This is a genomic window from Streptomyces sp. CB02980, assembly GCF_014451325.2.
In the GTDB taxonomy this organism is placed as follows: Bacteria; Actinomycetota; Actinomycetes; order Streptomycetales; family Streptomycetaceae; genus Streptomyces.
The window spans coordinates 469917-494411 of sequence record NZ_JACSCH020000001.1 but is presented as its reverse complement, the minus strand read 5'-3'; the positions used below and the strand labels follow the sequence as shown (position 1 = coordinate 494411).

22 protein-coding genes are annotated in these 24495 nt (G+C 71.6%); 15 read left to right on the top strand and 7 right to left on the bottom strand.

Annotation, left to right across the window (positions count from 1 at the left end; genetic code table 11):
- Nucleotides 1-134: 134 nt before the first annotated feature.
- The 3 genes from E0F75_RS02340 to E0F75_RS02330 form a co-directional block, all read right to left on the bottom strand.
- Nucleotides 135-827 (bottom strand): VOC family protein, encoded by a 693-nt coding sequence (locus tag E0F75_RS02340; RefSeq protein WP_187620716.1) that lies wholly within the window; start codon nucleotides 825-827, stop codon nucleotides 135-137.
- A gap of 158 nt (nucleotides 828-985) precedes the next feature.
- Nucleotides 986-1609: an RNA 2',3'-cyclic phosphodiesterase gene (gene thpR, locus E0F75_RS02335; RefSeq protein ID WP_187620715.1), complete on the bottom strand. Its 624-nt coding sequence runs from the start codon at nucleotides 1607-1609 to the stop codon at nucleotides 986-988.
- A 129-nt stretch (nucleotides 1610-1738) separates the two neighbouring features.
- Nucleotides 1739-2977 (bottom strand): serine hydrolase, encoded by a 1239-nt coding sequence (locus tag E0F75_RS02330; protein WP_187620714.1) that lies wholly within the window; start codon nucleotides 2975-2977, stop codon nucleotides 1739-1741.
- A 474-nt stretch (nucleotides 2978-3451) separates the two neighbouring features.
- Here E0F75_RS02330 and E0F75_RS02325 point away from each other — a divergent pair, with 474 nt between their 5' ends.
- The gene (locus E0F75_RS02325) at nucleotides 3452-5431 is read left to right on the top strand and encodes a DUF11 domain-containing protein (RefSeq protein WP_187620713.1); all 1980 of its coding nucleotides are present in this window, start codon (nucleotides 3452-3454) and stop codon (nucleotides 5429-5431) included.
- A 155-nt stretch (nucleotides 5432-5586) separates the two neighbouring features.
- On the opposite strand, the gene E0F75_RS02320 is transcribed toward E0F75_RS02325, so the two are convergent.
- A complete protein-coding gene (locus E0F75_RS02320; protein ID WP_187620712.1) occupies nucleotides 5587-6225 on the bottom strand; it encodes an SGNH/GDSL hydrolase family protein in 639 nt (212 codons plus the stop codon).
- Nucleotides 6226-6478: 253 nt separating this feature from the next.
- Here E0F75_RS02320 and E0F75_RS02315 point away from each other — a divergent pair, with 253 nt between their 5' ends.
- From E0F75_RS02315 to E0F75_RS02270, 10 genes are all read left to right on the top strand, one after another.
- The gene (locus E0F75_RS02315; RefSeq protein WP_187620711.1) at nucleotides 6479-7489 is read left to right on the top strand and encodes a hydroxyacid dehydrogenase; all 1011 of its coding nucleotides are present in this window, start codon (nucleotides 6479-6481) and stop codon (nucleotides 7487-7489) included.
- A gap of 300 nt (nucleotides 7490-7789) precedes the next feature.
- The gene (locus E0F75_RS02310; protein WP_187620710.1) at nucleotides 7790-9115 is read left to right on the top strand and encodes a sugar ABC transporter substrate-binding protein; all 1326 of its coding nucleotides are present in this window, start codon (nucleotides 7790-7792) and stop codon (nucleotides 9113-9115) included.
- Entirely contained in the window at nucleotides 9112-10107 is a 996-nt protein-coding gene (locus E0F75_RS02305; protein ID WP_187620709.1) for a carbohydrate ABC transporter permease, read from the top strand. Before E0F75_RS02310 ends, E0F75_RS02305 begins: the two co-directional genes overlap by 4 nt.
- Nucleotides 10104-10970 carry a carbohydrate ABC transporter permease gene (locus E0F75_RS02300; RefSeq protein WP_187620708.1) on the top strand — a complete coding sequence of 289 codons (867 nt, stop codon included), beginning with the start codon at nucleotides 10104-10106 and terminating at the stop codon, nucleotides 10968-10970. Before E0F75_RS02305 ends, E0F75_RS02300 begins: the two co-directional genes overlap by 4 nt.
- 36 nt (nucleotides 10971-11006) lie before the next feature.
- Nucleotides 11007-12017: a 5-dehydro-4-deoxyglucarate dehydratase gene (locus E0F75_RS02295; RefSeq protein WP_229312437.1), complete on the top strand. Its 1011-nt coding sequence runs from the start codon at nucleotides 11007-11009 to the stop codon at nucleotides 12015-12017.
- Nucleotides 12014-13282: an enolase C-terminal domain-like protein gene (locus E0F75_RS02290; protein ID WP_187620707.1), complete on the top strand. Its 1269-nt coding sequence runs from the start codon at nucleotides 12014-12016 to the stop codon at nucleotides 13280-13282. Before E0F75_RS02295 ends, E0F75_RS02290 begins: the two co-directional genes overlap by 4 nt.
- 50 nt (nucleotides 13283-13332) lie before the next feature.
- Complete coding sequence (locus E0F75_RS02285) at nucleotides 13333-14664, top strand: alpha-L-fucosidase (protein WP_187620706.1); 1332 nt, start codon at nucleotides 13333-13335, stop codon at nucleotides 14662-14664.
- Between the two features lie 44 nt (nucleotides 14665-14708).
- Complete coding sequence (locus E0F75_RS02280; RefSeq protein WP_187620705.1) at nucleotides 14709-16169, top strand: polysaccharide lyase 6 family protein; 1461 nt, start codon at nucleotides 14709-14711, stop codon at nucleotides 16167-16169.
- Nucleotides 16170-16380: 211 nt separating this feature from the next.
- Nucleotides 16381-17052 carry a FadR/GntR family transcriptional regulator gene (locus tag E0F75_RS02275; protein WP_187620704.1) on the top strand — a complete coding sequence of 224 codons (672 nt, stop codon included), beginning with the start codon at nucleotides 16381-16383 and terminating at the stop codon, nucleotides 17050-17052.
- 261 nt (nucleotides 17053-17313) lie between these two features.
- Entirely contained in the window at nucleotides 17314-17772 is a 459-nt protein-coding gene (locus E0F75_RS02270; RefSeq protein WP_187620703.1) for an SRPBCC family protein, read from the top strand.
- Nucleotides 17773-17785: 13 nt separating this feature from the next.
- On the opposite strand, the gene E0F75_RS02265 is transcribed toward E0F75_RS02270, so the two are convergent.
- Both E0F75_RS02265 and E0F75_RS02260 read right to left on the bottom strand, forming a co-directional pair.
- Nucleotides 17786-18580, bottom strand: a complete 795-nt coding sequence (locus E0F75_RS02265; protein WP_187620702.1) for a YqjF family protein — start codon at nucleotides 18578-18580, stop codon at nucleotides 17786-17788.
- Between the two features lie 115 nt (nucleotides 18581-18695).
- Nucleotides 18696-19895, bottom strand: a complete 1200-nt coding sequence (locus E0F75_RS02260; RefSeq protein ID WP_187620701.1) for a S8 family peptidase — start codon at nucleotides 19893-19895, stop codon at nucleotides 18696-18698.
- A gap of 272 nt (nucleotides 19896-20167) precedes the next feature.
- Here E0F75_RS02260 and E0F75_RS02255 point away from each other — a divergent pair, with 272 nt between their 5' ends.
- From E0F75_RS02255 to E0F75_RS02240, 4 genes are all read left to right on the top strand, one after another.
- A complete protein-coding gene (locus E0F75_RS02255; protein ID WP_187620700.1) occupies nucleotides 20168-21181 on the top strand; it encodes a DUF1996 domain-containing protein in 1014 nt (337 codons plus the stop codon).
- A gap of 109 nt (nucleotides 21182-21290) precedes the next feature.
- Nucleotides 21291-21869 (top strand): sigma-70 family RNA polymerase sigma factor, encoded by a 579-nt coding sequence (locus E0F75_RS02250; protein ID WP_187620699.1) that lies wholly within the window; start codon nucleotides 21291-21293, stop codon nucleotides 21867-21869.
- Complete coding sequence (locus E0F75_RS02245) at nucleotides 21866-22594, top strand: zf-HC2 domain-containing protein (RefSeq protein WP_187620698.1); 729 nt, start codon at nucleotides 21866-21868, stop codon at nucleotides 22592-22594. Before E0F75_RS02250 ends, E0F75_RS02245 begins: the two co-directional genes overlap by 4 nt.
- A gap of 226 nt (nucleotides 22595-22820) precedes the next feature.
- Complete coding sequence (locus E0F75_RS02240; protein WP_187620697.1) at nucleotides 22821-23750, top strand: SCO0930 family lipoprotein; 930 nt, start codon at nucleotides 22821-22823, stop codon at nucleotides 23748-23750.
- Between the two features lie 74 nt (nucleotides 23751-23824).
- On the opposite strand, the gene E0F75_RS02235 is transcribed toward E0F75_RS02240, so the two are convergent.
- Nucleotides 23825-24490, bottom strand: coding sequence for a hypothetical protein (locus E0F75_RS02235; protein WP_187620696.1), 666 nt, complete (start codon nucleotides 24488-24490; stop codon nucleotides 23825-23827).
- Between the last annotated feature and the right edge of the window lie 5 nt (nucleotides 24491-24495).

Here is a 24495-nt window from a genome sequence, read left to right as displayed (position 1 = left end):
CCCGGCCGGTTTCGACGGGCACGGGGGTCCCGGGGACGGGCGCGGACCTCCGGCACCGGGTGGCCGCGGCGGCGGGCACGGACCTCGGGCACCGGGTGGCCGCTGCGGCGGGCCCGCAGGCAGCCGCGCCGCTGTCAGCCGTCCCGTCCCTGCCACGTCGTGACACAGGCCTCGTTGCCCTCGGGGTCGGCCAGGACCCAGAAGGCCGGGGCCCGATCCTCGGACACGAGACGGCCCCCCGCCGTCAGCGCGGCGTCGATCCTCCGCAGCGCCTCGTCGTGCGGCACGCAGAGGTCGAAGTGGATGCGATTGCGCTGCGGGCGCGGAACGTCCATCTGCTGGAACCACACCGCCGGGCCCTGCCAGAGGGGATCGATGAGCGCGTCGGCGGGTCCGTCGTGGCCCTGCTCGTCCGCGTACCCGAGGAGCGCCTTCCAGAACGGCCGGATCGCGGCGATGTCGAGCGCGTCGATCGCGATCTCCAGGAGCTGGAGCGACCGCGGTGCCCCCGTCGCGATCTCGGGTTCGGTGCGCAGCCCCAGCCCGCCGACTGCCGTGGACACCCGGTGCGCGAGCTCGACGTCCAGGGTGGTGACGCCCGCGTGCTCGGCGGACTGCAGGGTCAGAAGGATCCGCCCGGGCCGGATGTCGAGGGCCAGGTGCCGGTCGGCGTCGTCACCGCACGCGGCGACCGCCAGCGCCGCGACGTCGGCCGCCTGCGCCATCGACCCGACCGGGACGGCCGTGCGGAGGCCGCCCAGCAGATAGCGCCAACCCGAATCACCGACCGCGGCCGAGGCGCGCGAGCCGTTCAGTGTCGTCTCCATGCCGGGCATCCTCGCAGCCACGGGCACCGGGGCGATGCAGCATCAGGGAATCAGGCGATGCAGCATCAGGGAGACAGTCGATGCAGCATCAGGGAGACAGGGGTGCTGCGCCGACCGTGGTGGCGCACCACCAGGGTTGCCGCACCACCAGGGCGGGATCAGCGCCCGCCGAACGTCCAGGCCTCGATGTCGCGGTACCGGATCGGCCCCGGGCCCCGGCCGAAGTCGCTGGCCACCAGGTGGAGCCGTTCGGCCCGCCAGGGGCGACCGGTGAAGCCGGCAAGACCGTCGGCCACGTCCACCACGCTCGACTGGTCGTCGCGGCGGGCGCGGGCCAGCGTCAGATGGGGCCGCAGCGGCCGGTCCTCGAAGGGGATGCCGCACTCCTTGACCACACCGCGCACGTCGGCGGCGAGCCGGTGCAGTCCCTCGACGTCTCCGTCGATCCCGCTCCACAACACCCGCTCGTCGAAGTGCCCGCCGCCCCGCAGCGCCAGTTCCACCGGCCCGCGCGATGCCGCGAGGTCCCCGAGCGGCGGCCGGAGCAGGGGCACGGTCTCGACCGGCAGCTCGCCGAGGAACGCCAGGGTGATGTGCCAGTCCTCGATGCGGTTCCACCGCATCCGGGGGTACGCGTCGTACGCGGGGCGGAGCTCGCGCTCCAGCTCGTCCTTCGCCTCGTCGGGCGGGGCGAGGGCGATGAAGACGCGAACCGTCGCCGCCCGGTCCCGATCCCGCTCGCCCCCACCGGGCTCCGTCCCCTGCCCCCGCACCTGAGTCATGTTCCGATCCCTGCTCGCCCTGCCGGCCGTGCTCGCCCTGCTTGTCCTGCACCCGGCGAGGCCGGTGCCCGTTTCGGATGTGAGGGTACGCGGTGTCCGAGCGCCCCCCGCTGCTGGGGACCCTGACCGTCAGCGCGCGAACAGGGCGCCGACGAGACGCTGGGCGACCGCCGGGGCGCCGTTCCCGGACGGGCCCGAGGTGCCCGTCGCGTAGACGGCGCGCAGGTTCAGGTCACGGGTGGCGAAGACACCGCTCCGGTATCCCATGTCGGATCCCGTCTTGCCCCACAGGACCGAGCCGTCCGGCAGCGGCGTGTACATCAGGGCGACGCTGAAGCAGGCCGTGCCCTTGGCGGGCCCGGTGTTGCAGTTGGAGCCGCCGACGTAGGGCAGGGGCTTGCCGTCGGGGCCCTTCGGCAGTGCGAACAGCTCGGCGGTCTGGGCCGGTCGCAGCAGTCGGCCGTCGAACAGGCCCCTGATGAAGCGGTCCAGGTCGGCGGTGGTGGAGGTCATGCTCGCGGGCAGTCCGCCCTGCACGTTGACGTCGACCAGCCGGCCGTCGCTCGCCGCCTCGTAGCCGGGCAGGTAGGGGCGGGGCACGGGCGTACTGCGGCCGGGCACGGTGGCCCGCGTCTCCCGCATCCTCAGCGGTTCGAGGATGCGGGCCGTCACCTCGTGCTGGAACGAGTGCCCGGTGATCTCCTCGATGAGCTTCCCGGCGACGCGGTAGCCGAAGGAGTTGTACTCCTGCCGCGTGCCGGGGCTGAAACGCGGGCCGGGAGCCGGCCTGCCCTCCGGGCGCAGCGTCTGCCGGATCACCTCGTCGAAGGTGACGTAGTCGAGGCGGCGTTCGATGTCCTCGTCCGGGGATGTGGACGCCGGGGCACCCTCGAACTCCTGGGGCAGGCCGCTCGTGTGGTCGAGCAGCTGCCGTACGGTGACCGGCTCCTTGAACAGGTTCTCCGGCAGCAGCCCGGGAAGGTAGTCCTGAACACTCCGGTCCAGGGCGACGCGGCCCTCGGCGGAGAGCTGGAGCAGGATCACGGCCTCCATGGGCTTGCTGATGCTGCCGATCCGGAAGCGGGCGTCACGGCTGAGCCGCTGCCCGGTCACGACGTCGCCCGAGGCGCCCCGCCAGGTCTCTCCGTTCCTGTGCACCTGCGCCAGGACACCGGCGGTCCCGTCCTCCGGGCGCACGGTGATCGCCTCGCGCAGGGCGCCCCGGTCCAGGCCGGGGGAGGCGTGGCCCGGAGCGGGGCCGGGCCCGCCGTCCCCGGTCGCGGCGAGCGCGGGGGCGGCGGCACCGATCGTCATCGTGGCGGCGAGGGCCAGCGACAGGTGGAACGGCAGGGACGAGGAACGACGCATGGGGACTCCCCCGGGAAGGTGATGATCAACTTCTTCGAGTCTGCCCGACCGCCTCGCCCGGTTCGCCAGGGACCACCCCCGGCTTCACCCTGAACCATCCCTGACGCCACATCAGGGGATCATTTCCGGCCACCGCATGGCCGAATCGGGAGCAACCACGGCACGCCCGTCGAGGTGGAGCACCCCGGCGACGGTCCGGCACGACGGTCCGGCGCGGCGATCAGGGACGACGGTCAGGCACGACCGTCCGGCACAGGGATCGCGCCCGGGAACCACCCCCGTGCGCTCCCTCGCGGGGGTGGTTCCCGGGGGCCGGTGGGCGTAGTCCGGCACGGCCCGCGGGAACGGGGCCCGCTCCGGCACGAAGCTGTGCGCTGCTCCCCGTACACCACGAAGACGGAGGTTCGTACGCAGATGACCCACGTACAGCTGAGACCGGCGGTTCGGCGGCGCAGGCCCGGCGGAAGGGCCGGGATGCCGGTCGCGCTCGGCATGGCGCTCGTCCTCGCGCTGCCCGGTACCGCGTTCGCCGCGCCCGGCGATCTGGATCCGACGTTCGGCCCCGACGGCCGGGTGACGACCCCGATCACCGGGTACGCGGAAGGCCACGACATCGCGCGCCAGGCCGACGGCAGATTGGTCGTGGTCGGTGTGAGCGAGGCCGGCTTCGCGCTCGCCCGCTACGACACCGACGGCGGCCTCGACACCGGCTTCGGCGGGGACGGCATCGTGACCAGCGACTTCGGCGGTGGCGGTCACACCGCCAACGCCGTCGCGATCCAGCCGTCCGACGGGAAGATCGTCGTGGCGGGCACCACCGAGGTGATCGCGGAGGAGGGCGGCGGCTGCTGCTTCTTCTCCGTGGCCCGGTACAACACCGACGGCAGTCTCGACACGGGCTTCGGCGACGGCGGCCTGGTGCGCGTCGAGGAGTTCGGCGGGTCCGCGGACGGCGCGGACGTGGCCGTCCAGCCCGACGGCAGGATCGTCGCCGCGGGCAAGGGCGGCGGCGGAGGCTTCGCGCTCGTCCGCCTCGGCACCGACGGCACCCTCGACCCCGGCCTCGGCGGTGACGGGGCGGTCGTCGCGGGCTTCACCCCCACGTCGCCGCAGGACGGTGGTGGTATCGCCCGGGGCATGGCGCTCCAGCCGGACGGCAAGATCGTGTCCGTCGGCTACGTGGGCAACACCGCCTTCGACATCGGCGTGGCCCGCTACAACACCAACGGAACCCTCGACACCACCTTCAGCGGTGACGGCATGGTGACGGCGGACTTCGGCGGCACCGAGTTCGGCAACGCCGTGGCCGTCCAGCCCGACGGCAGGATCGTCGCCGCGGGATCGGGCGGCCTCGGCTTCGCCGTCCTCCGCTACAACGCCAACGGCACCCCGGACGTCGGCTTCGGCACGGGCGGCCGTACGTCGGTCAACGCCCCCGGCGACGGAGGCATCGCGTACGGTCTGGCGCTCCAGCAGAACGGCAGGATCGTGCTCGCCGGACGTGCGGACGACCCGAACAGCTCCGAGGCCAACGACTTCGGCCTGGCCCGTCTCCACGTCAACGGCGCGGTGGACACCGGCTTCGGCGGCGACGGCTTCGTCGTGACCGGCTTCAACGACTTCGACGAGGCGCGTGGTGTGCTCGTCCAGCCCGACGGCAAGATCGTCGCGGCCGGGTACGGAGCGGGCTTCGCCTTCGCCCTCGCCCGCTACCAGGGCGGTGACGGTACGACTCCGCCCCCGCCGCGCGCCGACCTGTCGGTGACGAAGACCGGGACGACCACGGTGAGCATCGGCGACCGCGCCACCTACACGGTGCAGGTCACCAACGCCACGACGTCCACGGCCACCGCGACCGGCGTCTCGCTCTCCGACACGCTCTCCGGAACCGGTGCGACGCTCGTCTCGGCCGTTCCCTCACAGGGCACCTGTGCGACGACCACGACCGGTGCCACCTGCGCCCTCGGCTCCCTGGCCCCGGGCGCGAGCGCGACCGTCACGGTCACGGCCGAACCCCGCGCCGCCGGCACCCTGACCAACGCGGTCGGCGTCAGCGGCTCGCCGCAGGACCCGGTGACCTCCAACAACACGGCCACCGCGACCACTTCGGTGAACAACGCGCGCGGGTGCACCATCATCGGCACCAGCGCCGCGGAGACCATCAACGGCGGCTTCGGCAACGAGGTGATCTGCGGCCTCGGCGGCAACGACACCATCCGGGCGAGCTACGGCAACGACACGGTCCACGGCGGCTTCGGGAACGACAACATCGACGGCGGCTACGGCGACGACACCCTGAACGGCGGCCCGGGCAACGACACCCTGACCGGCTACTACGGCAACGACCGCCTCACCACCACCGACGGCGTCTCGGGCAACGACACCGCCAACGGCGGCGCCGGTACGGACACCTGCACCACCGACCCGGGCGACATCCGCATCAGCTGCCCCTGACAAGACCCCGGGAAGACCGCCCGGGCCCCGAGGCCCGGACCACCCCTTCACGGCTGACGTGCCCGTCCCGGGGACGGAAGCCGTGCTCGACGAGCGACGCGATGCGGGCGCCGCCCCGCATCGCGTCCGCACCCGGTGGGGCACGTCGGTCATGCTCACAGCCTCTCGGACGAGGTGTTCCCCCCTTCCACCCCGGCCGCCGCCAGCCACGCGCGCGCGACGACGCGGTGGCCGAGCGGGCTCGGATGGACCCCGTCCGGGGCGAGGGCCGCCGCGCCGTGTTCCTCGGCGGCGCGCAGCAGTGCCAGGTCCGTGCGGACCACCGTCGCGCCGTGCGCGGTCGCCGTGCGCAGGACGGCGTCGGTGCGGGGCGCGAGGTCCTCGAACCACGTCTCCTGCTCGGGGCCGGCCGGGAGCAGGAACGGCGTCATGACGAAGAGCCGGGCGCCGCACTTCTCCTCGGCGAGGGTGAGGATGCGGTCGAGGGACGCCTCGAACTCCGGTACCGGGCTGAGGAGTCCGCGGTCGTAGCGGCGCCAGGTGTCGTTGATGCCGATCAGCACGGTGACGACCGAGGGGGCGAGGGCGAGGACATCGGTGGCCCAGCGTGCCTCCAGGTCGTGGACCCGATGGCCGTCGACGCCCTTGTTGACGACGGTGGCGGGGGAGGGCAGGGCCTCGGCGATCATCCGTACGTATCCGTCGCCCAGGGATGTGGGGTCCTCGCGGTCACGGCCGGTGTCCGTGACGGAGTCACCGATGAAGAGCAGCCGGTCGTCCCGGGTGAACCGCATGCGCGTCTCCTCTCAAGTCTGTCGGTAGGTCTGGCCCATGGTGCCGAAGCCGTTGATCCCGCACGCGACCACATCGCCGTGCCGCAGGTACGGCCGGGGCTCGGGCCGACTGAGGCGCGATAGACATCGGATGTATCGACTCGGGAATGCAAACAATCGTCCGCAGTTTTGTCCAGCCCTTCGACCGAGTCAGGTTTGTCCTCCGATGTATCGTGTGGCCGCCGATACCGCCACGCCCCAGGAGGCCGAGCCGATGGCAGCTGCGACCACAACGCCCAACGTCCTACTGGTCATGGAGGAGGAGCGCAGAGCCGATGTCTATCCGGCGCACGTCCTGGAGGAGATCGGACACCTGGGGCGCTGGCACGCCCCCGCCCTCACCCGTGACGCCCTTCTCCGGGACCCCGGCGTACTGGAAGAGGTCGACGTCCTGCTCACCGGCTGGGGAGCCCCGGTGCTCGGCGCGGCGCTGCTCTCCCGTGCGCCGAGGCTGAACGCGGTGATGGTGGCGGCCGGTTCGGTGCGGCACCTGACGCCGCCGGAGTTCTGGGCCCGAGGCATCCCCATCGTCTCCGCGGCCGCGGCCAACGCCGTCCCGGTCGCCGAGTTCAGCCTCGCCCAGATCCTGCTCGGCCTGAAGCAGGTCCACCGCCTCGGTCGCGAGGTGACGGCCGGCCGCCGCTTCCCGCACGACCCGCGGGTGTCCGGAGGGTACGGCTCCCGCGTGGGCCTGCTCGGACTGGGGGAGATCGGCCGGCTCGTCGCCCGGCACCTACGGTCCTTCGACGTCGAGGTGCTCGCCTGCGACCCGGTGGTCGACCCGGCCGCCGCCGGGGAGCTGGGCGTCCGACTGACGGGAATCGACGAGCTGTTCGCCTCCTGCGACGTCGTGAGCGTCCACGCCCCCCTCCTGCCCGAGACCGAAGGCCTCGTGGGCAAGCGGCTGACGGCGCTGCTCCCCGAGGGCGCGACCCTGATCAACACGGCACGCGGTGCCGTGCTGGACGAGCCGGAGGTGATCGGAGTTCTCCGCGACCGGCCCGACCTCACCGCCGTACTCGATGTGACCTGGCCCGAACCGCCCGCCTCCGACTCGCCGCTCTTCGCGCTGCCGAACGTCCTGCTCACCCCGCACCTCGCCGGCGCCATGGGCCGGGAACGCGCCCGCCTGGGTGAGCTCGTACGTGACGAACTGCGGCGGCTGGTACGCGGCGAGCCCCTGCGGCACGCCGTCGCGCCGGCCCGGGCGTCGACCCGGGCGTAACTGTCCTGTTTCCCACACCCCGAGCTCTCACATCCGCTCAGACATCGGAGCTTTTATCGATGTCTGAGCGGTGGTCTCGGGGAGCGCTCCCGGTGTAGAGGTGAAGCGCTTCGCTTTTTGATCTCGCTTCATGACTGCTCAAGCGGGTGATGAGGGCCCCGTCGGGCACGCGTCGGCAAGTGCCCTCATTCCCTTCAACTCTTAGCAGTCATCGGACTATTGACCCTCGTTCGGCCGCGCGTTAGCGTCCCCGGCAAGCGCTTACAGGCCAGCTGCCGACGGCGGCGAACAGGAGTTGTCATGCAGAGAACGCGATGGATCGGTGCGGGTCTTCTCGCCTCGGCGTTGGCCCTGACGAGCTGTACGTCCGGTCCTGCCGGGGCGGACGCCGAACAGGACTCCAAGGCGGAGCTGGAGCTGTGGACCAGGACCACACCCGGCGGCCCCGGCGAGAAGGCCACCCTGAGGCTGGTCGAAGGCTTCGAGAAGGCCACCGGACACAAGGTCAAGGTCACGGCGATCTTCGACGACTTCGAGACGAAGCTCCAGCAGCGTGCCGCCCAGCGGCAGTTGCCCGACATCGTCATGAACGACGTCACCCAGCTCGGCGCGATGCACAGCCAGGGGCTCCTCAGGGAGATCGACCTCAGCAGGATCAAGAACAGCCAGGACCTCGTCGAACAGGGCCTGAACTCCGGCAAGAGCGTCGACGGCAAGCAGTACGGCATCCCGTACTCCGCCCAGGCCGGCGCCCTCCTCATCCGCAAGGACTGGCGCGAGAAGCTGAAGCTGGAGGCCCCGCAGAGCTGGGACGACCTCGCCGCGCTCGCCACCGCCTTCACCACCCGCGACCCCGACGGCAACGGCAAGCAGGACACCCACGGCCTCGCCGCCCCGCTGTCGACCAAGCGCGGCTACGCCTCCTGGTACTTCTCCAACTTCCTCTGGGCCGCCGGCGGGGACTTCATCACCGAGGCGGGCCAAGGCACGTACAAGCCGTCGATGACGAGCAAGGAGTCGACGGAGGCCATGCGCTGGTTCCGCGCCCTCGGCTGCGACAAGAAGGTCGTCCAGCCCGGCGCCGTCACCATGGACACCCCGCCGACGAACGAGACCTTCGAGGCGGGCAGGACCGGCATGTTCGTCGTCGGCCCCTACCTCATGCCCCGCTTCGACAAGTCCCTCGGCAAGGACAAGTACGAGGTCGTCCCCATGCCCAAGGGACCGAAGGACGCCACCGTGCTCGCCGAGGGCGGCTCCGTCTATCTGATGGCCGGTTCGGAGAACCGCGCCGGACAGGACGCCTTCGCCGGGTACGCCATCTCCGCCGAGGGCCAGAAACTCGGCATGGAGGGCGTCGACGGCTCCACCGTCCAGCTCCCCGTGAACAAGAAGGTCGACGTCACCGAGGTACGCCCCGACCCCCGCTGGAAGACGTACGCCGACGTCTACCGCTCCTCCGGGCGCTACGCCCCCTCCATCCCCAACTGGACCCCCGTACGGCAGACCACCGCCGAGACCGTCAACGCGCTGATGGCCGACTGCTCCCTCGACCTGGGCGAGAAGCTGCGCGAACTCGACACGAAGCTCGCCGGGATCCTCCAGGAGCAGGGAATCGCCGGATGACGAGCCTCGACCAGGTGAAGGCGGCCGCCGGCCCGGCGGCCGGCTCCACCCCGCCCGCCCGGCGCGGGCCGGCGCCGACCGCGCCGGGAGGAAGCGCGCCGCCCGTCTCCCGCCGGGTGAGGAACCGCCGCGGAGGCAGATGGTGGACGCCGTGGCTCTTCCTCGCCCCGGCCCTGATCCTCTTCCTCTACTTCAAGTTCATCCCCATGGCCAGCGCGCTGACCATGTCCTTCCAGGAAGTCCAGCCCTACCTCGGCAACCGGTGGGTCGGCGGCGAGAACTACGCCACCGTGCTCTCCTCGGACGGCTTCCGCGAGGCCGCCTGGCACACCGTCGTCCTCGCCGTCGGCCAGACCGCCGGCTCGATGCTGCTCGGCCTCACCCTCGCCCTCCTCATGGAGGGACAGGGACGCAAGCTCGGCTTCGTCCGCTCGGCGGCCTTCCTCCCCGTCGTCGTGCCCATCGCGGTCGTCGCCGAACTCTGGCGGATCATGTACCACCCCACCGAGGACGGCATGCTCAACTCCCTCCTCGGCCTCGTGGGGTTCGGCCCGTCGGGATTCATCAACGACCCCGACACCTCGATGGCCTCCATCATGCTCACCGGCATCTGGCGGGGCGCCCCCTACGACATGATGATCTTCCTCGCCGGTCTCGCCGGGGTGGACCGCGGACTGTACGAGGCCGCCAAGGTCGACGGCGCGTCCAGGTTCCAGCGCATCCGCCACGTGACGGTCCCCGGCCTGCGCGCCGTCCTCACCATCCTCTTCATCCTCGCCGCCATCCGGGGCCTGCGCGTCTTCACCGAGGTCTTCCTGCTCACCAACGGCGGCCCCGACGGCTCGACCGAAGTCGTCATGACCGTGATCTACAAGCTGGGCCTCGAACAGAACCGGCTCGGCGTCGGCGCGGCCGGAGCGGTCCTGCTGTTCCTGGCGACGCTGCTCCTCACGGTCGGCGTCCACCTGTTCCGACGGAGGGGTAACGAATGAGCGCGCCGACCGAGACCGCCCTCGGGCTGACCGAGAGCCGCAGCGCCGCCGGCCGCGCCCTGAAGGTCCTCACGTACCTCCTCGTCCTCGTGGTGTTCGCGGGACCGCTGCTCGCCCTGCTCGTCAGCGCGTTCAACCACGTCAAGGACCCCACCCAGCTCAGCGTCGTCCCCTCCGACCCCACCGTCGACAACTTCACCGTCGCCTTCGACCAGGGCGTCCTGAAGTACCTCCTCAACTCGTTCTTCGTCGTCGGCCTCGGGCTGCTGCTCCAGGTCGCCGTCTCCGTCCTCGCGGGCTACGCCCTCGCCAGGAAGCGGTTCCGGGGCATGACCCTCGCGTTCGTCGCGATCCTGGCCACGCTGATGCTGCCCGAGGAGATCCTGGCCATCCCGCTCTCCGTGATCCTCGCCGACCTGCCGGTCGTCCACATCAATCTGATCGGCTCCCTCGCCGGCATGATCGTGCCCCTCGGCGCCTGGGCGTTCTCCATCCTCGTCATGACCGAGTTCATGAAGGAGGTACCGAAGGAACTGGAGGAGGCGGCGCGCATCGACGGCGCCGGAGACCTGCGGATCTTCGCGCAGATCATCCTTCCCATGTGCAAGCCCGCGCTCGGCGTCATCGGAGTCTTCGGCTTCACGATGATCTGGGACCAGTACCTGCTGCCCCTGCTCGTGGCCACCGACTCCTCCTCGTACACCCTGCCGCTCGCCCTGCGCACGCTGCGGGTCGACCCCCTCGTCACCCCCGGCGTGGTGATGGCCGCGTCGCTGCTCGCCCTGCTGCCGTCCGTAGTCGTCTTCCTCTTCTTCCAGCGCTCCTTCGTCCACGGCCTGTCCAGCGGCGCCCTCAAGGGCTGACCCGAACGGCCGACCCCTCCGAAAGGACCACCACCCGTGATCCCGTCCGGCCTGATGTCCTTCCCGCTCACGCCGTTCACCCCCGCCGACGAGGTGAACACGGGCGTGCTCGCCGACCACGTCGAGGACCAGCTCGCCCACGGCCCCGCCGCGCTCTTCGTCGCCTGCGGCACGGGGGAGTACTCCTCGCTCAGCGCCCCCGAGTACGCCGAGGTCGTCCGGCACGCCGTACGCGTCGTCGCCGGCCGCGTGCCCGTCTTCGCGGGCGCCGGCGGAGGCCTCGGCAACGCCCGGGCAGCCGTCGCCGCCGCCTCGGACGCGGGCGCCGACGGGATCCTGCTGCTGCCCCCGTACCTCGTCGGCGGCACCGAGGACGGCTACCTCGCCTATGTGGAGTCCGTCGCCCGCGCCGGACGCCTCCCCGTCCTCGTCTACCGGCGCGGCCTCGCCAGGATCGGCGCGTCCACCGCCCTCCGGCTCCTCTCCGTGCCCCAGGTCGCCGGGATCAAGGAGGGCAACGGCGACCTGGACTCGATGGCACGCATGGTCACCGCCGTACGCACCAGCGGCCACCCCCGCGCCGAGACCTTCGCCTTCCTCAACGGCCTGCCCACCGCCGAGGTCAGCGCGACCGCCTGCCGGGCCATCGGCATCCGCGACTACTCCTCCGCCGTCCTGTGCTTCGCCCCCGACATCGCCCGCGCCTTCCACACGGCCCTGACGACCGGCGACACCGCCACCACCGGCCGGCTCCTCGCCGACTTCTACCTGCCGCTGACCGCCCTCCGCGACCAGGTCCCCGGCTACGCCGTCTCCCTCGTCAAGGCCGGAGCCCGCCTGCGCTCGCTCGACGTCGGCCACGTCCGCGCACCCCTGGTGGACGCGGCAGCGGACCACGTCGACCGGTTGAAGGACCTCCTGGCCCAGGGCCGGCGCGCGCTGGCCGAACTGAAGGGCGGCGGCGGTGCCGAGCCCGCCGTGACGAAAGGCGCCGGCGCCGAACGCACTCCGGAACAGGGCGCCACCGCCGTGGCGGTGGCCTCGTGAAGGTCACCTCCGTCGTCGTCACCCCCGTCGCCTTCGCCGACCCGCCGCTGCTCAACGCCGTAGGCGTCCACGAGCCGTACGCCCTGCGCGCGGTGGTGGAGGTCAGGACCGACACCGGCGCCTACGGCCTGGGCGAGAGCTACGGCGACGCCGCCCACCTCGAACTGCTCCGCGCCGTCGCCGAGGACCTGCCCGGCCTCGACGCCTTCGACCTCAACGAGCTGTCCCGGAGAGTCACCGCGATCGTCGGCGGCCGGGTGGCGCGCGACGCCCACGGCCTCATCGGTGACGGCGGGGCCGCCAAGACGGTCGCCGGCGTCACCTCGCCGTTCGAGGTGGCCTGCCACGACCTCCAGGGCAAACACCTCGGCAGGCCCGTGTCCGACCTCCTCGGCGGCGCCGCCCGCGACCGGATCGACTTCTGCGGCTACCTGTTCGCGAAGTGGGCCGCGCACCCCGGCCACGAGCCGGACACGTGGGGACCGGCCCTCGACCCGGCCGGACTCGTGGCGCAGGCCCGGCTCCTGGCGAACCGATTCGGCTTCCGCTCGTTCAAGCTCAAGGGCGGCGTACTCCCTCCGGACGACGAGGTCGCCGCGATCCGTGCCCTGCGCGAGGCGTTCCCGGACCATCCGCTCCGCCTCGACCCCAACGCGAGCTGGGACCCGGAGACCGCCGCCCGGGTGGCCGACGAGCTGACGGGAGTACTGGAGTACCTCGAGGACCCGGTCGCCGGCATCCCCGCCATGGCGGACCTCGCCCGGACCGCCCCGATGCCCCTCGCCACCAACATGTGCGTGGTCACCTGGGAGCACCTGACCGAGGCGATCCCCGCCCGGGCCGTCGGCGTGCTGCTCGGCGACCACCACTTCTGGGGCGGCCTCAAGGCCACCCAGCACCTGGCGACCGCCTGCCACCACTTCGGCATCGGGATGTCCATGCACTCCAACTCTCACCTCGGGATCAGCCTCGCCGCGATGGTCCACCTCGCCGCCGCGACCCCCGCCCTCACCCACGACCTGGACACCCACTGGCCCTGGAAGCGGCCCGAGGACGACGTCGTCACCACACCGTGGAGCTTCGCGGACGGCGCGGTCACCGTCCCGCGGACACCCGGACTCGGCGTCGAGCTCGACCGCGACGCACTGGACCGGCTGCACGAGCAGTACCTGGCGTGCGGCCTGACCCGTCGCGACGACGCCGGCTACCTGGCCCGCGTCGCCCCCGACGTACGGCTCCGCGAAGACGTCCACGAACCGGCCTGACGGCGTCGCCGGACCGCCCGCCCCTCCCGACCGCACAGGAACGATGCCCCATGACCTCCACCAGCGCCGACGCCGACCTCCTGTCGGCCCCTTCGCCCGACACGACCTGGTTCACCCACGACCGCTTCGGCATGTTCGTCCACTGGGGCCTCTACTCCCTCGCCGCGCGCCACGAGTGGGTGAAGACCCGGGAGAAGATGACGGACGAGCAGTACCAGGTGTACTTCGACCACTTCGACCCCGACCGCTACGACCCGGTCCGGTGGGCGCGGACGGCGAAGGCCGCCGGCATGCGGTACGTCGTGCTGACCACCAAGCACCACGACGGCTTCTGCCTCTGGGACAGCCGGCTCACCGACTACAAGGTGACGAAGACACCCCACGGCCGCGACCTGGTCGGACCGTTCGTCGAGGCGTGCCGCGCCGAGGGCCTCAAGGTCGGCTTCTACCACTCCCTGATCGACTGGCACCACCCGTCGTTCCCCGTCGACGGAACGCACCCGCAGCGCGACGACGAGGAGTTCAAGGCCGCGGCCGCGGACCGCGACATCCGCGCGTACCAGGAGTATCTGCACGGCCAGGTACGCGAACTGCTCACGGAGTACGGACGCGTCGACTACCTCTTCTTCGACTTCTCCTACGCGGGCCGCGAATGGTGGGGCGGCAAGGGCCCCGACGACTGGGACTCCCCGCGGCTCATGGCGATGGTCCGCGAGCTCCAGCCGCACATCCTGGTCAACGACCGGGCCGGCCTCCCGGGGGACTTCGTCACGCCCGAGCAGTACCAGCCGTCCGCCCCGATGACCGTCGACGGCCGGCCCGTCCGGTGGGAGGCGTGCCAGACCCTCAACGGAAGCTGGGGCTACGACCGGGACAACCTCGACCACAAGAGCCCCGACCTGCTCATCCGGATGCTTGTCGACGGCGTCTCCAAGGGCGGCAACCTCCTGCTCAACGTCGGCCCCACCGGCCGGGGCGACCTCGACCCGCGCGACACCGCCGCCCTCGCCGAGATCGGCCGCTGGACCGACCTGCACGAACGGTCCGTACGCGGCTGCGGCCCCTCCCCGTACACCCCGCCCGCCGACTGCCGGTACACCCAGCGCGGCGACCGGCTCTACGTCCACCTCTTCTCCTGGCCGCTGCGCCATCTGCACCTGCCCGGTCTCGCGGGCCGGGTGCGCTACGCCCAACTCCTGAACGACGCCTCGGAGATCGTCCAGGAACCGCTCGACCCCGACCGCCCGGCGATGAACACCCAGATGGGCGGCCAGCCGGCCGGCACCCTCACGCTCCGGCTCCCGGTGCAGCGGCCCGACACACCCGTGCCCGTCATCGAGCTGCACCTGACGGACCCGTCCGGGCCCGGCGCCTCGATGTGACGGGCCGTACGCGTACCACTCATCCGACCGATCACGGAGGCACCATGCAACGACGCACGTTCCTCACCGGCACCGCTGTAGGGGCGGCAGCCGCCGTCCTGCCCCTCTCCGCCCCGGCGTACGCGAATGCCGCCCGGTGCGAACCCGCGCGCCCACTGGGTCCCACCGTCGACGTCGGCTCCCTGGACGACCTCCAGGACGCGATCGACGCGGCGGGACCCGGCACCCGCATCGTCCTCGCGAACGGCACCTACACCGTCCCCGCCGCCAAGCCCCTCACCATCAGCGGCAAGAACGGCTCCCGCACCGCGCCGATCACCATCGTCGCCGCGTCACGGGGCGGCGCCGTGCTGCGTGGCGAGCGGAGCTTCGTCTTCGACGCGTCCAGCAACGTGACCGTGAGCGGCTTCTCCTTCCGCCAGAGCACCACCCTGGAGATCCCGCCGACCTGCACGTACATCCGGCTCACCCGCAACGACTTCCAGCTCGCGGACATCGAGGGCCTGCACTGGGTCATGGTGCGCGGCGACGAGGCCGTGATCGACCGCAACCACTTCCACGGCAAGACCACGCTCGGCATCTTCCTCGGCATCGAGGGCTCGGGCAGCGAAGCCATGGCCCAGGGCGTGCACGTCCACCGCAACCACTTCTCCGACCACACCTTCGCGGGCGCCAACGGCGGCGAACCGATCCGCCTCGGCGTCAGCCCCCGTGCCCTGTCCAGCGCGCACGCGCTCGTCGAGTACAACCTGTTCGAGCGGGCCGACGGCGACCCCGAGGCCATCTCCGTCAAGAGCTCCGACAACGTCATCCGCTACAACACGATCCGCGACAGCCTCGGCGGCATCGTCCTGCGCCACGGCAACGGCACCCTCGTCGACAGCAACTACCTCATCGGCGGCGAGGAGGGCGTGCGGATCTACGGGAACGACCACGTCATCGTCAACAACTACCTGGCCGGCCTCAGCGGGCGGGCGATGGTCATCGGCAGCGGAACGGAACGCGACCACGTCCCCGGCGAATCGGCCGAGGCCCGCCGGGGCAACGACGCACCCGACCGCGTGCTCATCGCCCACAACACCCTCCTCGACAACGCGGGCGGCGCGCTCTCGGGCGAGAGCCACCGCCCGCACGAACCCCGCGACGTCACCGTCGCCGACAATCTGCTGGTCGGGCAGACCGGCAGCCTGGTCGAGATGGCGACCACGGTCCGCTTCACCTGGCAGAGCAACATCCTGTTCGGCGCGGCGGCCGACGGGAACATCCCCGCCGGCGGGTTCCTGCGGGCCGACCCCCGCCTGCTACGGGGCTCCGACGGGGTGTACCGCCTGTCCAGCACGAGCCGGGCGATCGGCGCGGCCACGCTGTCCCCGGCGCCGGTCACCCATGACATCGACGGCGACGCGCGGGGCAGCGTGCGCGACGTCGGTGCCGACGAGTACGCGACGGCGACGCCGATCCGCCGGCCGCTGACCCCGGCGGACGTGGGCCCCAACGCCCGCTGACGGGGAAGGGGAGCGGAGAAGGGGAGCGGGGAGGGAGAGCGGGAAGGGAGAGCGGTGAAGGACAGTCGGCCCGTCGTACGTCCGCTCCGGGCCGGCTGTCGTCCCCTGAACCTCCCCTCGTGGACGGGGCCGGCCGGCCCCACGCCACCCTGCAGTAAGGTGGCGCCCGGCAGACACATCCGATGTATATGGCCTTGGACAGGAGGACGCTGTGGCGGTTACGGACGAGGCGATCGGCAAGATCAAGGAGATGATCGTCTCCGGCGCGCTGCGCCCGGGGGACCGGCTGCCCAAGGAGGCCGACCTCGCCGCCGAACTGGGCCTGTCGCGCAACTCCCTGCGCGAGGCGGTGAAGGCGCTGTCCCTGCTGAACATCCTCGACGTACGGCAGGGCGACGGGACGTACGTCTCCAGCCTCGAACCGCCGCTGCTGCTCGAAGCGGTGTCGTTCGTCCTGGACTTCCACCAGGACGACCAGGCGCTCCAGGCCCTGAAGGTACGGGGCATCCTGGAGCCGGCGGCGACCGCGCTGGCGGCGGAGCGCATCCCCGAGGGCGAGATCAGGGAGCTCGGGGAGCTCCTCGACCGGCTCGGTGACGCCCCGAGTCTGGACGAACTCGTCGCCAGCGACCTGGAGTTCCACCGGCGCATCGCGGCGGCCTCCGGGATTCCCCTGCTGTGCTCGCTCCTCGACAGCATCTCCGGGGCCACCGTACGGGCGCGGCTGTGGCGCGGCATCACCGAGGAGACGGCCGTGGCCCGGACCCTGTCGGAGCACCGGGCGATCCTGGACGCGCTCGCCGCGCGGGACGCGCGGACGGCGGAGGCCTGGGCGACGATCCACATCTCCAACGTCGTCCGCTGGCTCGACAGCGCGCTGTGACCTGCTGTCCCGACTCGCTCCTCCGCCTCCACCGTCATTGACGTACGACGAGGGCGGGCGCTACCCGGAGAGAAACGTCCGATGTCCGGGCGCGGCAGTGGAGACGTACCGACGGGGAGAGCGCGCCGCTCACCGGGCGGGCGGGCCGGCGGTCACGTAGTGTCGTGATGCCGCTACGACAGTCGCGGTGCTACGGCGAGGGTGAACGCCTCGTCGCCGCAGGCGCGTGCGGGGGCGCCGCTCGATCGATCTGGGGTGCCCATGACTGGACAGTTCGAAGCGACGTTCGAGGTCGATCGGCCGGTGGAGGACGTGTTCGCCTTTCTCGCCGACGGACGCAACGATCCGGAGTTCAGCCCCCGGGTGCTCAGGATCGAGCGGGTCCCGGACACCCCGACCGCCGTGGGCACCGTCTTCCGGAGCACCGTCAAGGACGCCGGGATGAAGACCGCGAGGGAGTTCCGCATCACCGCCCTCGAAGCGCCCGTGAAGATCCGCTGGGCGGAGGTGTCGAAGAACCTCATCACGGCGAGTGAGGGTGGCTACGACCTGGAACCGCTCACCGACGGCCGGACCCAGGTCCGGATCTACAACGTCCTCGAAGGCCACGGCGTGGGCAAACTCCTCGCCGGCCTGGCGCTCTCGGCCGCCCGCAAGGACGCCCCCGGTTTCGGCGCCCGGATCAAGGGGGCGGCGGAGGCGGGGATCGCCCCGCGCTGAGACCGCGAGCGAGCTACCTGTCCCCGTCCCTCGGGCGCGGGATCGACACGACCCGCGGATCCCTCGGCGGGGCACTGAAGCGGACCGGCACGCACGGCGAGTAGAGCACGCTCACCGGCGGGCCGGACGGCCGCTCCAGACCGGCCGCGGTGAGCAGCGTCTCGTCGCAGTCGAGCAGCCGGGCGCGGTGCAGCGGCCAGCGCGGGTGGGTGTTCGGGAGATAGAGCGGCCGCCCGCGGAACGAGCTGTGCATGCCCCAGCGGGCGGTCAGGAAGTGTTCGAGCGCGGTGGGCTCCTCCACCGGCTCCCCGACCTCCACGCTGATCGCGCTGCGCGCGCCGCGCGGGCCGGGCCAGCGCCGGCTGCTGGTGTACGTCACGGTGGAGCCGTCGTTCCGGATGCTCATCCTGGACCAGACGTACGGGATCCGGAACGCCCACCGTCCGACGGCCACCGGGATCAGCCGGGACGCGTCGAGGGAGCGGAAGACGACACCCCGGCGCCCGTGGGCGTCCACGGAGTAGAGCCGGACGTTGGTCTCGGGGAAGGTCCCGAGATACGGGATCCCGGGGAGCCGGAGCCAGCCGACCCGGTGCATCCGGAAGGCGACCAGGCCCACGTAGGTGACGCCGTCGTGGGTGTCGGGCACGGTTCCGGCGGGCAGGAGCGGGGCCACGTCGGCGGGGTCCACGGCCCAGTGCAGGAACGCCAGGTCGAGCCAGGACTGGGTGAGCAGGGTGAGGTCCGGGCGGTGCGGCGGCTCGGCCGATATCGGCTCGGGGAGCGCGGCGGGCGGCGTCTGCGGCATCCCAGCAGTATCGGGCACCGAACCGAAGGAGGTGGCCCTCCACGGGTGTGTGGAGGGCCACCTCTTCACAGCTCATCGGGGGCGGATACGGCCCCGGCGAGTCGTGGACACGCTGTTACGGCGTCACCTTGAGGAGCTTGTTCGCGGTGCCGGAGGACGGGTTCTTGATGGCGTCCGCGGTGGCCGCCCCGGTCAGCGCGGCGGCCGTGTCGGCCGGCGTCGCCGACGGGTTGGCCGCCAGGTAGAGGGCCGCGGCACCCGCCACGTGCGGGCTGGCCATCGACGTTCCGGAGATCGTCTTGACGCCGGTGTCGCTGTCGTTCCAGGCCGAGGTGATCTCCGAGCCGGGCGCGTACAGGTCCACCACCGAGCCGAAGTTCGAGAACTCCGACTGCTGGTCGTCCTTGGTGCTGGACGCCACGGTGAGCGCCTCCGGCACCCGGGAGGGCGAGCCCTGGCCGGCGTCGGAGGACTCGTTGCCGGCCGCCACCGCGAAGGTCACGCCGGAGGCGATGGCCCGCTGGACCGCCGCGTCCAGGGCCTCGTCGGCGCCGCCGCCGAGGCTCATGTTCGCCACCGAGGGCCCGGAGTGGTTCTTGGTCACCCAGTCGATGCCGGCCACGACCTGCTCGGTGGTGCCGGAGCCGCTGTCGTCGAGGACGCGGACGGCCACGACCTTGGCCTTCTTGGCGACTCCGTGGGCGGTGCCGGCGATGGTGCCCGCCACGTGGGTGCCGTGGCCGTTGCCGTCGTCGGCGCTGTCGTCGTTGTCCACGGCGTCGAAGCCGTGGGTCGCCCGGCCGCCGAAGTCCTGGTGCGAGACCCGGACGCCGGTGTCGATGACGTACGCGGTCACGCCCTCCCCGCCGTTGTCGGGGTACGTGTACTTCTGGTCGCCGGCCGTGTCGGCCTGGTCGATCCGGTCCAGGCCCCAGGACGGGGGCTGTTCCTGCGTCTCCTTGATGCTGAACCGCTTGTTCTGCACGACCGTCCCGACCGCGGGGTCGGCGGCGAGGCGCTTGGCCTCGTCGACGGACAGGCCGGACGCCGAGAAGCCGTTGACCTCGGAGCCGTAGGAGCGGACGAGCTTGCCGCCGTACTTCTTTGCGAGGTCCCCCTTGTTCGCGGATGCGTCGAGGATGACGATGAAGCTGCCGTCGACGGCGCCCGGGGCGCCGAGTCCGTGGACGGTGCCCTCGGCCGGGGTGGATGCCCCGGCGAGATTGCCCGCGAACAGCGCTGCGGCGGCCGCGGCAGCAGTACCTGTGGCTATGGCCGCGTTGCGAAGTCCGTGGGACCGCTTGTGAGTTGCCATGAAAGTGGATCTCTCCTCGTGTTGACGTGTGGGGCGTCAAACGTTCGAGAGAAGCCTGTTCGGATTGGCAGGAGCAAATCAAGAGCGAACCAGGGGTAAAGGCTTTTTCAACAAGGTTTCTTAAACAGCTCTCCGCACCGCCTCCATGTCGCACACGTCCCCTGGCCAACTCCTCCGTGAAATGGTCACGTTCGGCCACCCTGCCCCCGGGTGCGGCCGGGACGTACGGACCCGGTTGACGTCGACCGTGTGCAGCGGCGACGGTGACCGGCATGGGGAGAGAACACCGACTGCTCGTTCTGCTGGTCTGCCTGGTCCTGGGGGGTGCCCTGACCGCCGCCGTGCTGGGAGCGTCCGAAGGGAAAGGGCCGCACGAGGCGATGTCCGGCGCGATGCCCGGAGCCGGGTCCGGCGCCCCCGCGCCCGGCGACTTCGTCGACATCCGTGACGTACCGCCGACCCGGGAACAGGCGTCGCGCCCCGGCCCCGACGCCTCGACGGGCTCCTTCACCGTCGACTGCGGCCGCAACGAGGAGGGCCACTACAACCAGGACAACGTGGTGATCTCACCCGGACTCCGCCACGGCGCCCATCACACCCACGCCTACGTCGGCAACCGCTCCACCGACGCGTTCTCCACCGACGAGAGCCTCGCCGCCGCCCCCACCACCTGCCGCGGCGGCGACCGTTCCACCTACTACTGGCCCGTCCTCCGCCGTCCCGACCTGCCGGCGACACGGCCGTACGAGAAGGCGGCGGGCCACGGCAACACGGGACGGATCCTCACGCCCGTCGACGTGCGCCTGACGTTCCACGGCAACCCGGCCGGCCAGGTCGTCCCGATGCCGCGCTTCCTGCGCGCCTTCACGGGTGACGCCGTCGCCTTCACCGCACGCGGTGACGAGGGCGTGAAGGCGCGCTGGGGCTGCGTCGGCCTGCCCGACCGCTCCACCACCCGCTACCCGCGCTGCCCGGTGGGCGACCGCCTCACCCGCACCCTGGTCTTCCCCAGCTGCTGGAACGGCCTCGACACCGCCGGCCCCGAACGCACCCACCTGCTCTTCCCCGCCGCCAACGGTGTCTGCCCCCAGAACACCTTCGCCGTCCCCGAACTGCGCATCACCCTGGCCTACGACGCACCCCCGGCCGACGCGCCGATCGCCCTGGACTCCTTCCCCGAGCAGCGCCACAGCCCGAAGACCGACCACGCGATGTTCGTCAACGTGATGACGGACGACCGGATGACGAAGCTCGTCACCTGCGTCAACACGGGCCGGCACTGCTGAAAACACATGCGAGTGACCCACGTCACATGAACCAAGGGTGCCGGGGCGACGTGTTGGGCACGGCGCGGACGGCGCCGACGATGCTGGCACCGCAGACGGAGTGGATGGGATGGCCGGACCACGATGGCCCCGCAGCAGGCGGGGATCGACCGACGAAGCACTGATCAGGGCGGTGTACGAGGAACACGGCAACGCCCTCCTCGCGTACGCCACCCGACTGACCGGCGACCGGGCCACCGCGGAGGATGTCGTACAGGAGACCCTCATCCGCGCCTGGCGCCACTCCGAGGCCCTCGTCAACGGAAAGGGCTCGGTACGCGGGTGGCTCCTCACGGTCGCCCGGAACATCATCACCGACCGCTACCGGGCCAAGGCCGCCCGCCCCGCAGAGGTGGCCGAATCCCCCGCGACACCCCCCGTCGAGGAGGACCACGCCGACTCGGTCGTCGACACGATGACCGTCCTGGGCGCCCTCGACCGGCTGTCACCCGAGCACCGCGACGTGCTCACCGAGCTGTACTACCGCGAACGCAGCGTCGCGGAGGCGGCCGACACCCTGGGCATCCCGGCCGGCACGGTGAAATCCCGCTCGCACTACGCGCTGAAGGCGTTGCGCGAGACGTTCAGAGAAGGAAACCGGCCGAGCGCGCCGCAGCAGCCCGCCGGACTCAGGGAGGTGGTCGCATGAACCGGCAGCAGCACGAAGAGGAGGAACTCCTCGGCCCGTACGTGCTCGGCGTACTCGACGAAACCGACACCCGGCGCCTGGAAGCGCACGTGAACGACTGCGCGGCGTGCCGGGAGGAGGTGTCCGCATTGCGTGAGATGGAAGCGGCGCTCGGCGAAGTGCCGCCGGAAGCCTTCCTCGACGGCCCGCCCCAGGGCGGCGACCTGCTCCTCCAGCGCACCCTGCGGCAGATGCGCGGCGAGAGCGCGAAAGCGCGGAACCGCCGCGGCGGACTGATCGGCCTCGCGGCGGCGGCAGCACTCGCCGGCGTCTTCTGGGCCGGTACGGCGACCTCGGGCGCCGGCGATCCGGTCGCCCTGCCACCGAACCCGCCGCCGACGTCCACGACGGCCCCCGCCACGCCGCCGCCGGGCACCCGCGTGGCCTCGGCCACGGACGCCACGAGCGGCGCCCGGATGACGGTACGGGTGACCCCGGCGGCCGCCTGGGTCCGCGTTCACGCGGCGGTGACCGGCCTGCCCCCGGGGGAGCGCTGCAAGCTCGTGGTGGTCGGCCGCGACGGCAGCAGGACGACGGCCGGAAGCTGGGTCGTGGGCGAGGCCCCGGGCGGCGGCGAGGGCAAGGGAGCCTCGCTCGACGGCTCGGCGGCGGTCGACCCGGCCGACGTGCAAGCGGTCGTGGTCGAGAACGAGGCGGGAAAGACCTTCGTGACCGTGCCGGTGTAGCAGGCGAAGGCGCGCAGGAGTAGGAGCAGGACCGGGAGCAGGCTCAGGCTCAGGCGCGGACGAAGACGGAACCGGAACGAGAGCGCCGGTCGGGGACGACCCCGGCCGGCGCTCTCGTGCGAGAGGCGCCGAAAAGAATTTCCGGATCCGTTGAACCGGCCCCGTACGGCCCGCGTGTTTCCGGTGCCGACAGAGACCAACGAAGCACCGGATAAGAGGAGTTCTCATGATGAACCTGCGCAAGCTCACCATCGCCGCAGCCGGGACCGCACTCGTGCTCGGGGCGACGGCCTGCGGAACGCAGGGCACCACGAACGGCTCCCCGCAGCAGGCCCCGGCACAGACGGCCGCCCCCGCCGCCGACGGCGACAGCAGCGCCGACGCGTACGGCAACGGCGCGGACTCCGGCACCGAAGCCGCCGCCGGGACCGCGTCCGGCCCGCTGGCGGTCCGCGACGACGCCAGGCTGGGCCCGCTCGTGGCCGACGCGGCGGGCTTCACCCTGTACCGCTTCGACAAGGACACCGCCAACCCGTCCTCGTCCGCCTGCGCCGGTGACTGCGCCAAGGCCTGGCCCCCGGTCCCCGCCTCCGCGACCAAGCCCGGTGGCGTCGACGCCGCCAAGATCGGCTCGGTCGAGCGGGCCGACGGCACGGAGCAGCTGACCATCGCCGGCTGGCCGGTGTACCGCTTCGCCAAGGACACCGCGCCCGGTCAGACGAACGGCCAGGGCGTGGGCGGCACCTGGTTCGCCGTCACCCCGGACGGCAAGAAGGCGGGCGTGAAGGAGGCGGCCGAGTCGCTCCCGGCCCTCTCGCTCGCCGACGACGCGAAGCTCGGCAAGATCATCCGCGACGGCAAGGGCCGCACCCTCTACCGCTTCACCAAGGACACCGCCTGGCCCATGAAGTCCAACTGCGAGGGCGGCTGCCTCGAGAAGTGGCGGCCCGCCAAGCTGGTCGACCTCAACGACGTGGAGGGCATCGACCCCAAGAAGCTGATCAGTTACACCCGCTCGGACGGCACGAAGCAGCTCACGATCGACTGCTGGCCCCTCTACTGGTTCACCGGCGACAAGACCCCCGGCGACACCGACGGCCAGGGCGTCGGCGGCACGTGGTTCGCCGTCACGGCGAACGGCAAGCTCGCCAAGTAGGTGCTTCGATCCCCGCCACATGACTCGCCCGCCCCCGACACCACGGGGGCGGGCGGACGTGTCCGACCGATCGGTCAGGGCTTGGCGGCCGGGGCGTCGGGGGCGCAGGAGAGGCGGGCGGCCGTCAGGGCCGGTTCCCCCTCCTTCGCGTCCTTGATCGGTGTGGAGCATTCCAGGATGCCTGAGCCGTCGATGACCCAGCCGGTTGCCCGGCCCGTCACCGGCTTGCCGCCCCCGCAGGTGTACCGGAAGTCGGCGGTGACCTGTTCCACCCAGGCGTAGTGCACGATGGTCCCGACACCGTCGATGGTGGTGCTGCCGTTGTTGATGTCCGGTGCGGCCCTGCGGACATTGGTGAACTCGGTGCTCACCCCGTGGTCATCGGGGTCCGCTTCTCCGATGAGGACGGCGAGCGAGCGGAGGACGGCCTTGGCGTTGCCTGCCCGCGATCCCTGCTCGAAGGTGACGGCGGTACGCGGTGTGTGAAGGGTCGCCAGCTTGTGCGTGAGCCTGGTGCCCTTCCTGCTGACCTTCTCCTTCTCGGCGACACCGGTCAGGACGTCCCGCTTGTCCACGTTGAACCATGAGTAGGCGCCGTTCTTGCAGGTGGTGTCGGCCGCTGCCGTGGGTGCGGCTGAGGCCTTGACGCCGGGCCCTTCGCCGTCCGACGTACAGGCAGCCGTGCCCGCCAGCACCGCGGCGACGGCGCACGCTGACAGAACCGTCTTTTTGATCTTCATGTTGT

Bases quoted from the DNA above. Each gene is read 5' to 3' on its own strand.
- E0F75_RS02305 (WP_187620709.1), top strand. From the start codon at position 9,112: ATGACGAGCCTCGACCAGGTGAAGGCGGCCGCCGGCCCGGCGGCCGGC.
- E0F75_RS02235 (WP_187620696.1), bottom strand. From the start codon at position 24,490: ATGAAGATCAAAAAGACGGTTCTGTCAGCGTGCGCCGTCGCCGCGGTG.
- E0F75_RS02270 (WP_187620703.1), top strand. From the start codon at position 17,314: ATGACTGGACAGTTCGAAGCGACGTTCGAGGTCGATCGGCCGGTGGAG.
- thpR (WP_187620715.1), bottom strand. From the start codon at position 1,609: ATGACTCAGGTGCGGGGGCAGGGGACGGAGCCCGGTGGGGGCGAGCGG.
- E0F75_RS02320 (WP_187620712.1), bottom strand. From the start codon at position 6,225: ATGCGGTTCACCCGGGACGACCGGCTGCTCTTCATCGGTGACTCCGTC.
- E0F75_RS02260 (WP_187620701.1), bottom strand. From the start codon at position 19,895: ATGGCAACTCACAAGCGGTCCCACGGACTTCGCAACGCGGCCATAGCC.
- E0F75_RS02250 (WP_187620699.1), top strand. From the start codon at position 21,291: ATGGCCGGACCACGATGGCCCCGCAGCAGGCGGGGATCGACCGACGAA.
- E0F75_RS02265 (WP_187620702.1), bottom strand. From the start codon at position 18,580: ATGCCGCAGACGCCGCCCGCCGCGCTCCCCGAGCCGATATCGGCCGAG.
- E0F75_RS02285 (WP_187620706.1), top strand. From the start codon at position 13,333: ATGACCTCCACCAGCGCCGACGCCGACCTCCTGTCGGCCCCTTCGCCC.
- E0F75_RS02245 (WP_187620698.1), top strand. From the start codon at position 21,866: ATGAACCGGCAGCAGCACGAAGAGGAGGAACTCCTCGGCCCGTACGTG.
- E0F75_RS02340 (WP_187620716.1), bottom strand. From the start codon at position 827: ATGGAGACGACACTGAACGGCTCGCGCGCCTCGGCCGCGGTCGGTGAT.
- E0F75_RS02315 (WP_187620711.1), top strand. From the start codon at position 6,479: ATGGCAGCTGCGACCACAACGCCCAACGTCCTACTGGTCATGGAGGAG.
- E0F75_RS02330 (WP_187620714.1), bottom strand. From the start codon at position 2,977: ATGCGTCGTTCCTCGTCCCTGCCGTTCCACCTGTCGCTGGCCCTCGCC.
- E0F75_RS02325 (WP_187620713.1), top strand. From the start codon at position 3,452: ATGCCGGTCGCGCTCGGCATGGCGCTCGTCCTCGCGCTGCCCGGTACC.
- E0F75_RS02280 (WP_187620705.1), top strand. From the start codon at position 14,709: ATGCAACGACGCACGTTCCTCACCGGCACCGCTGTAGGGGCGGCAGCC.
- E0F75_RS02300 (WP_187620708.1), top strand. From the start codon at position 10,104: ATGAGCGCGCCGACCGAGACCGCCCTCGGGCTGACCGAGAGCCGCAGC.
- E0F75_RS02240 (WP_187620697.1), top strand. From the start codon at position 22,821: ATGATGAACCTGCGCAAGCTCACCATCGCCGCAGCCGGGACCGCACTC.
- E0F75_RS02310 (WP_187620710.1), top strand. From the start codon at position 7,790: ATGCAGAGAACGCGATGGATCGGTGCGGGTCTTCTCGCCTCGGCGTTG.
- E0F75_RS02255 (WP_187620700.1), top strand. From the start codon at position 20,168: ATGGGGAGAGAACACCGACTGCTCGTTCTGCTGGTCTGCCTGGTCCTG.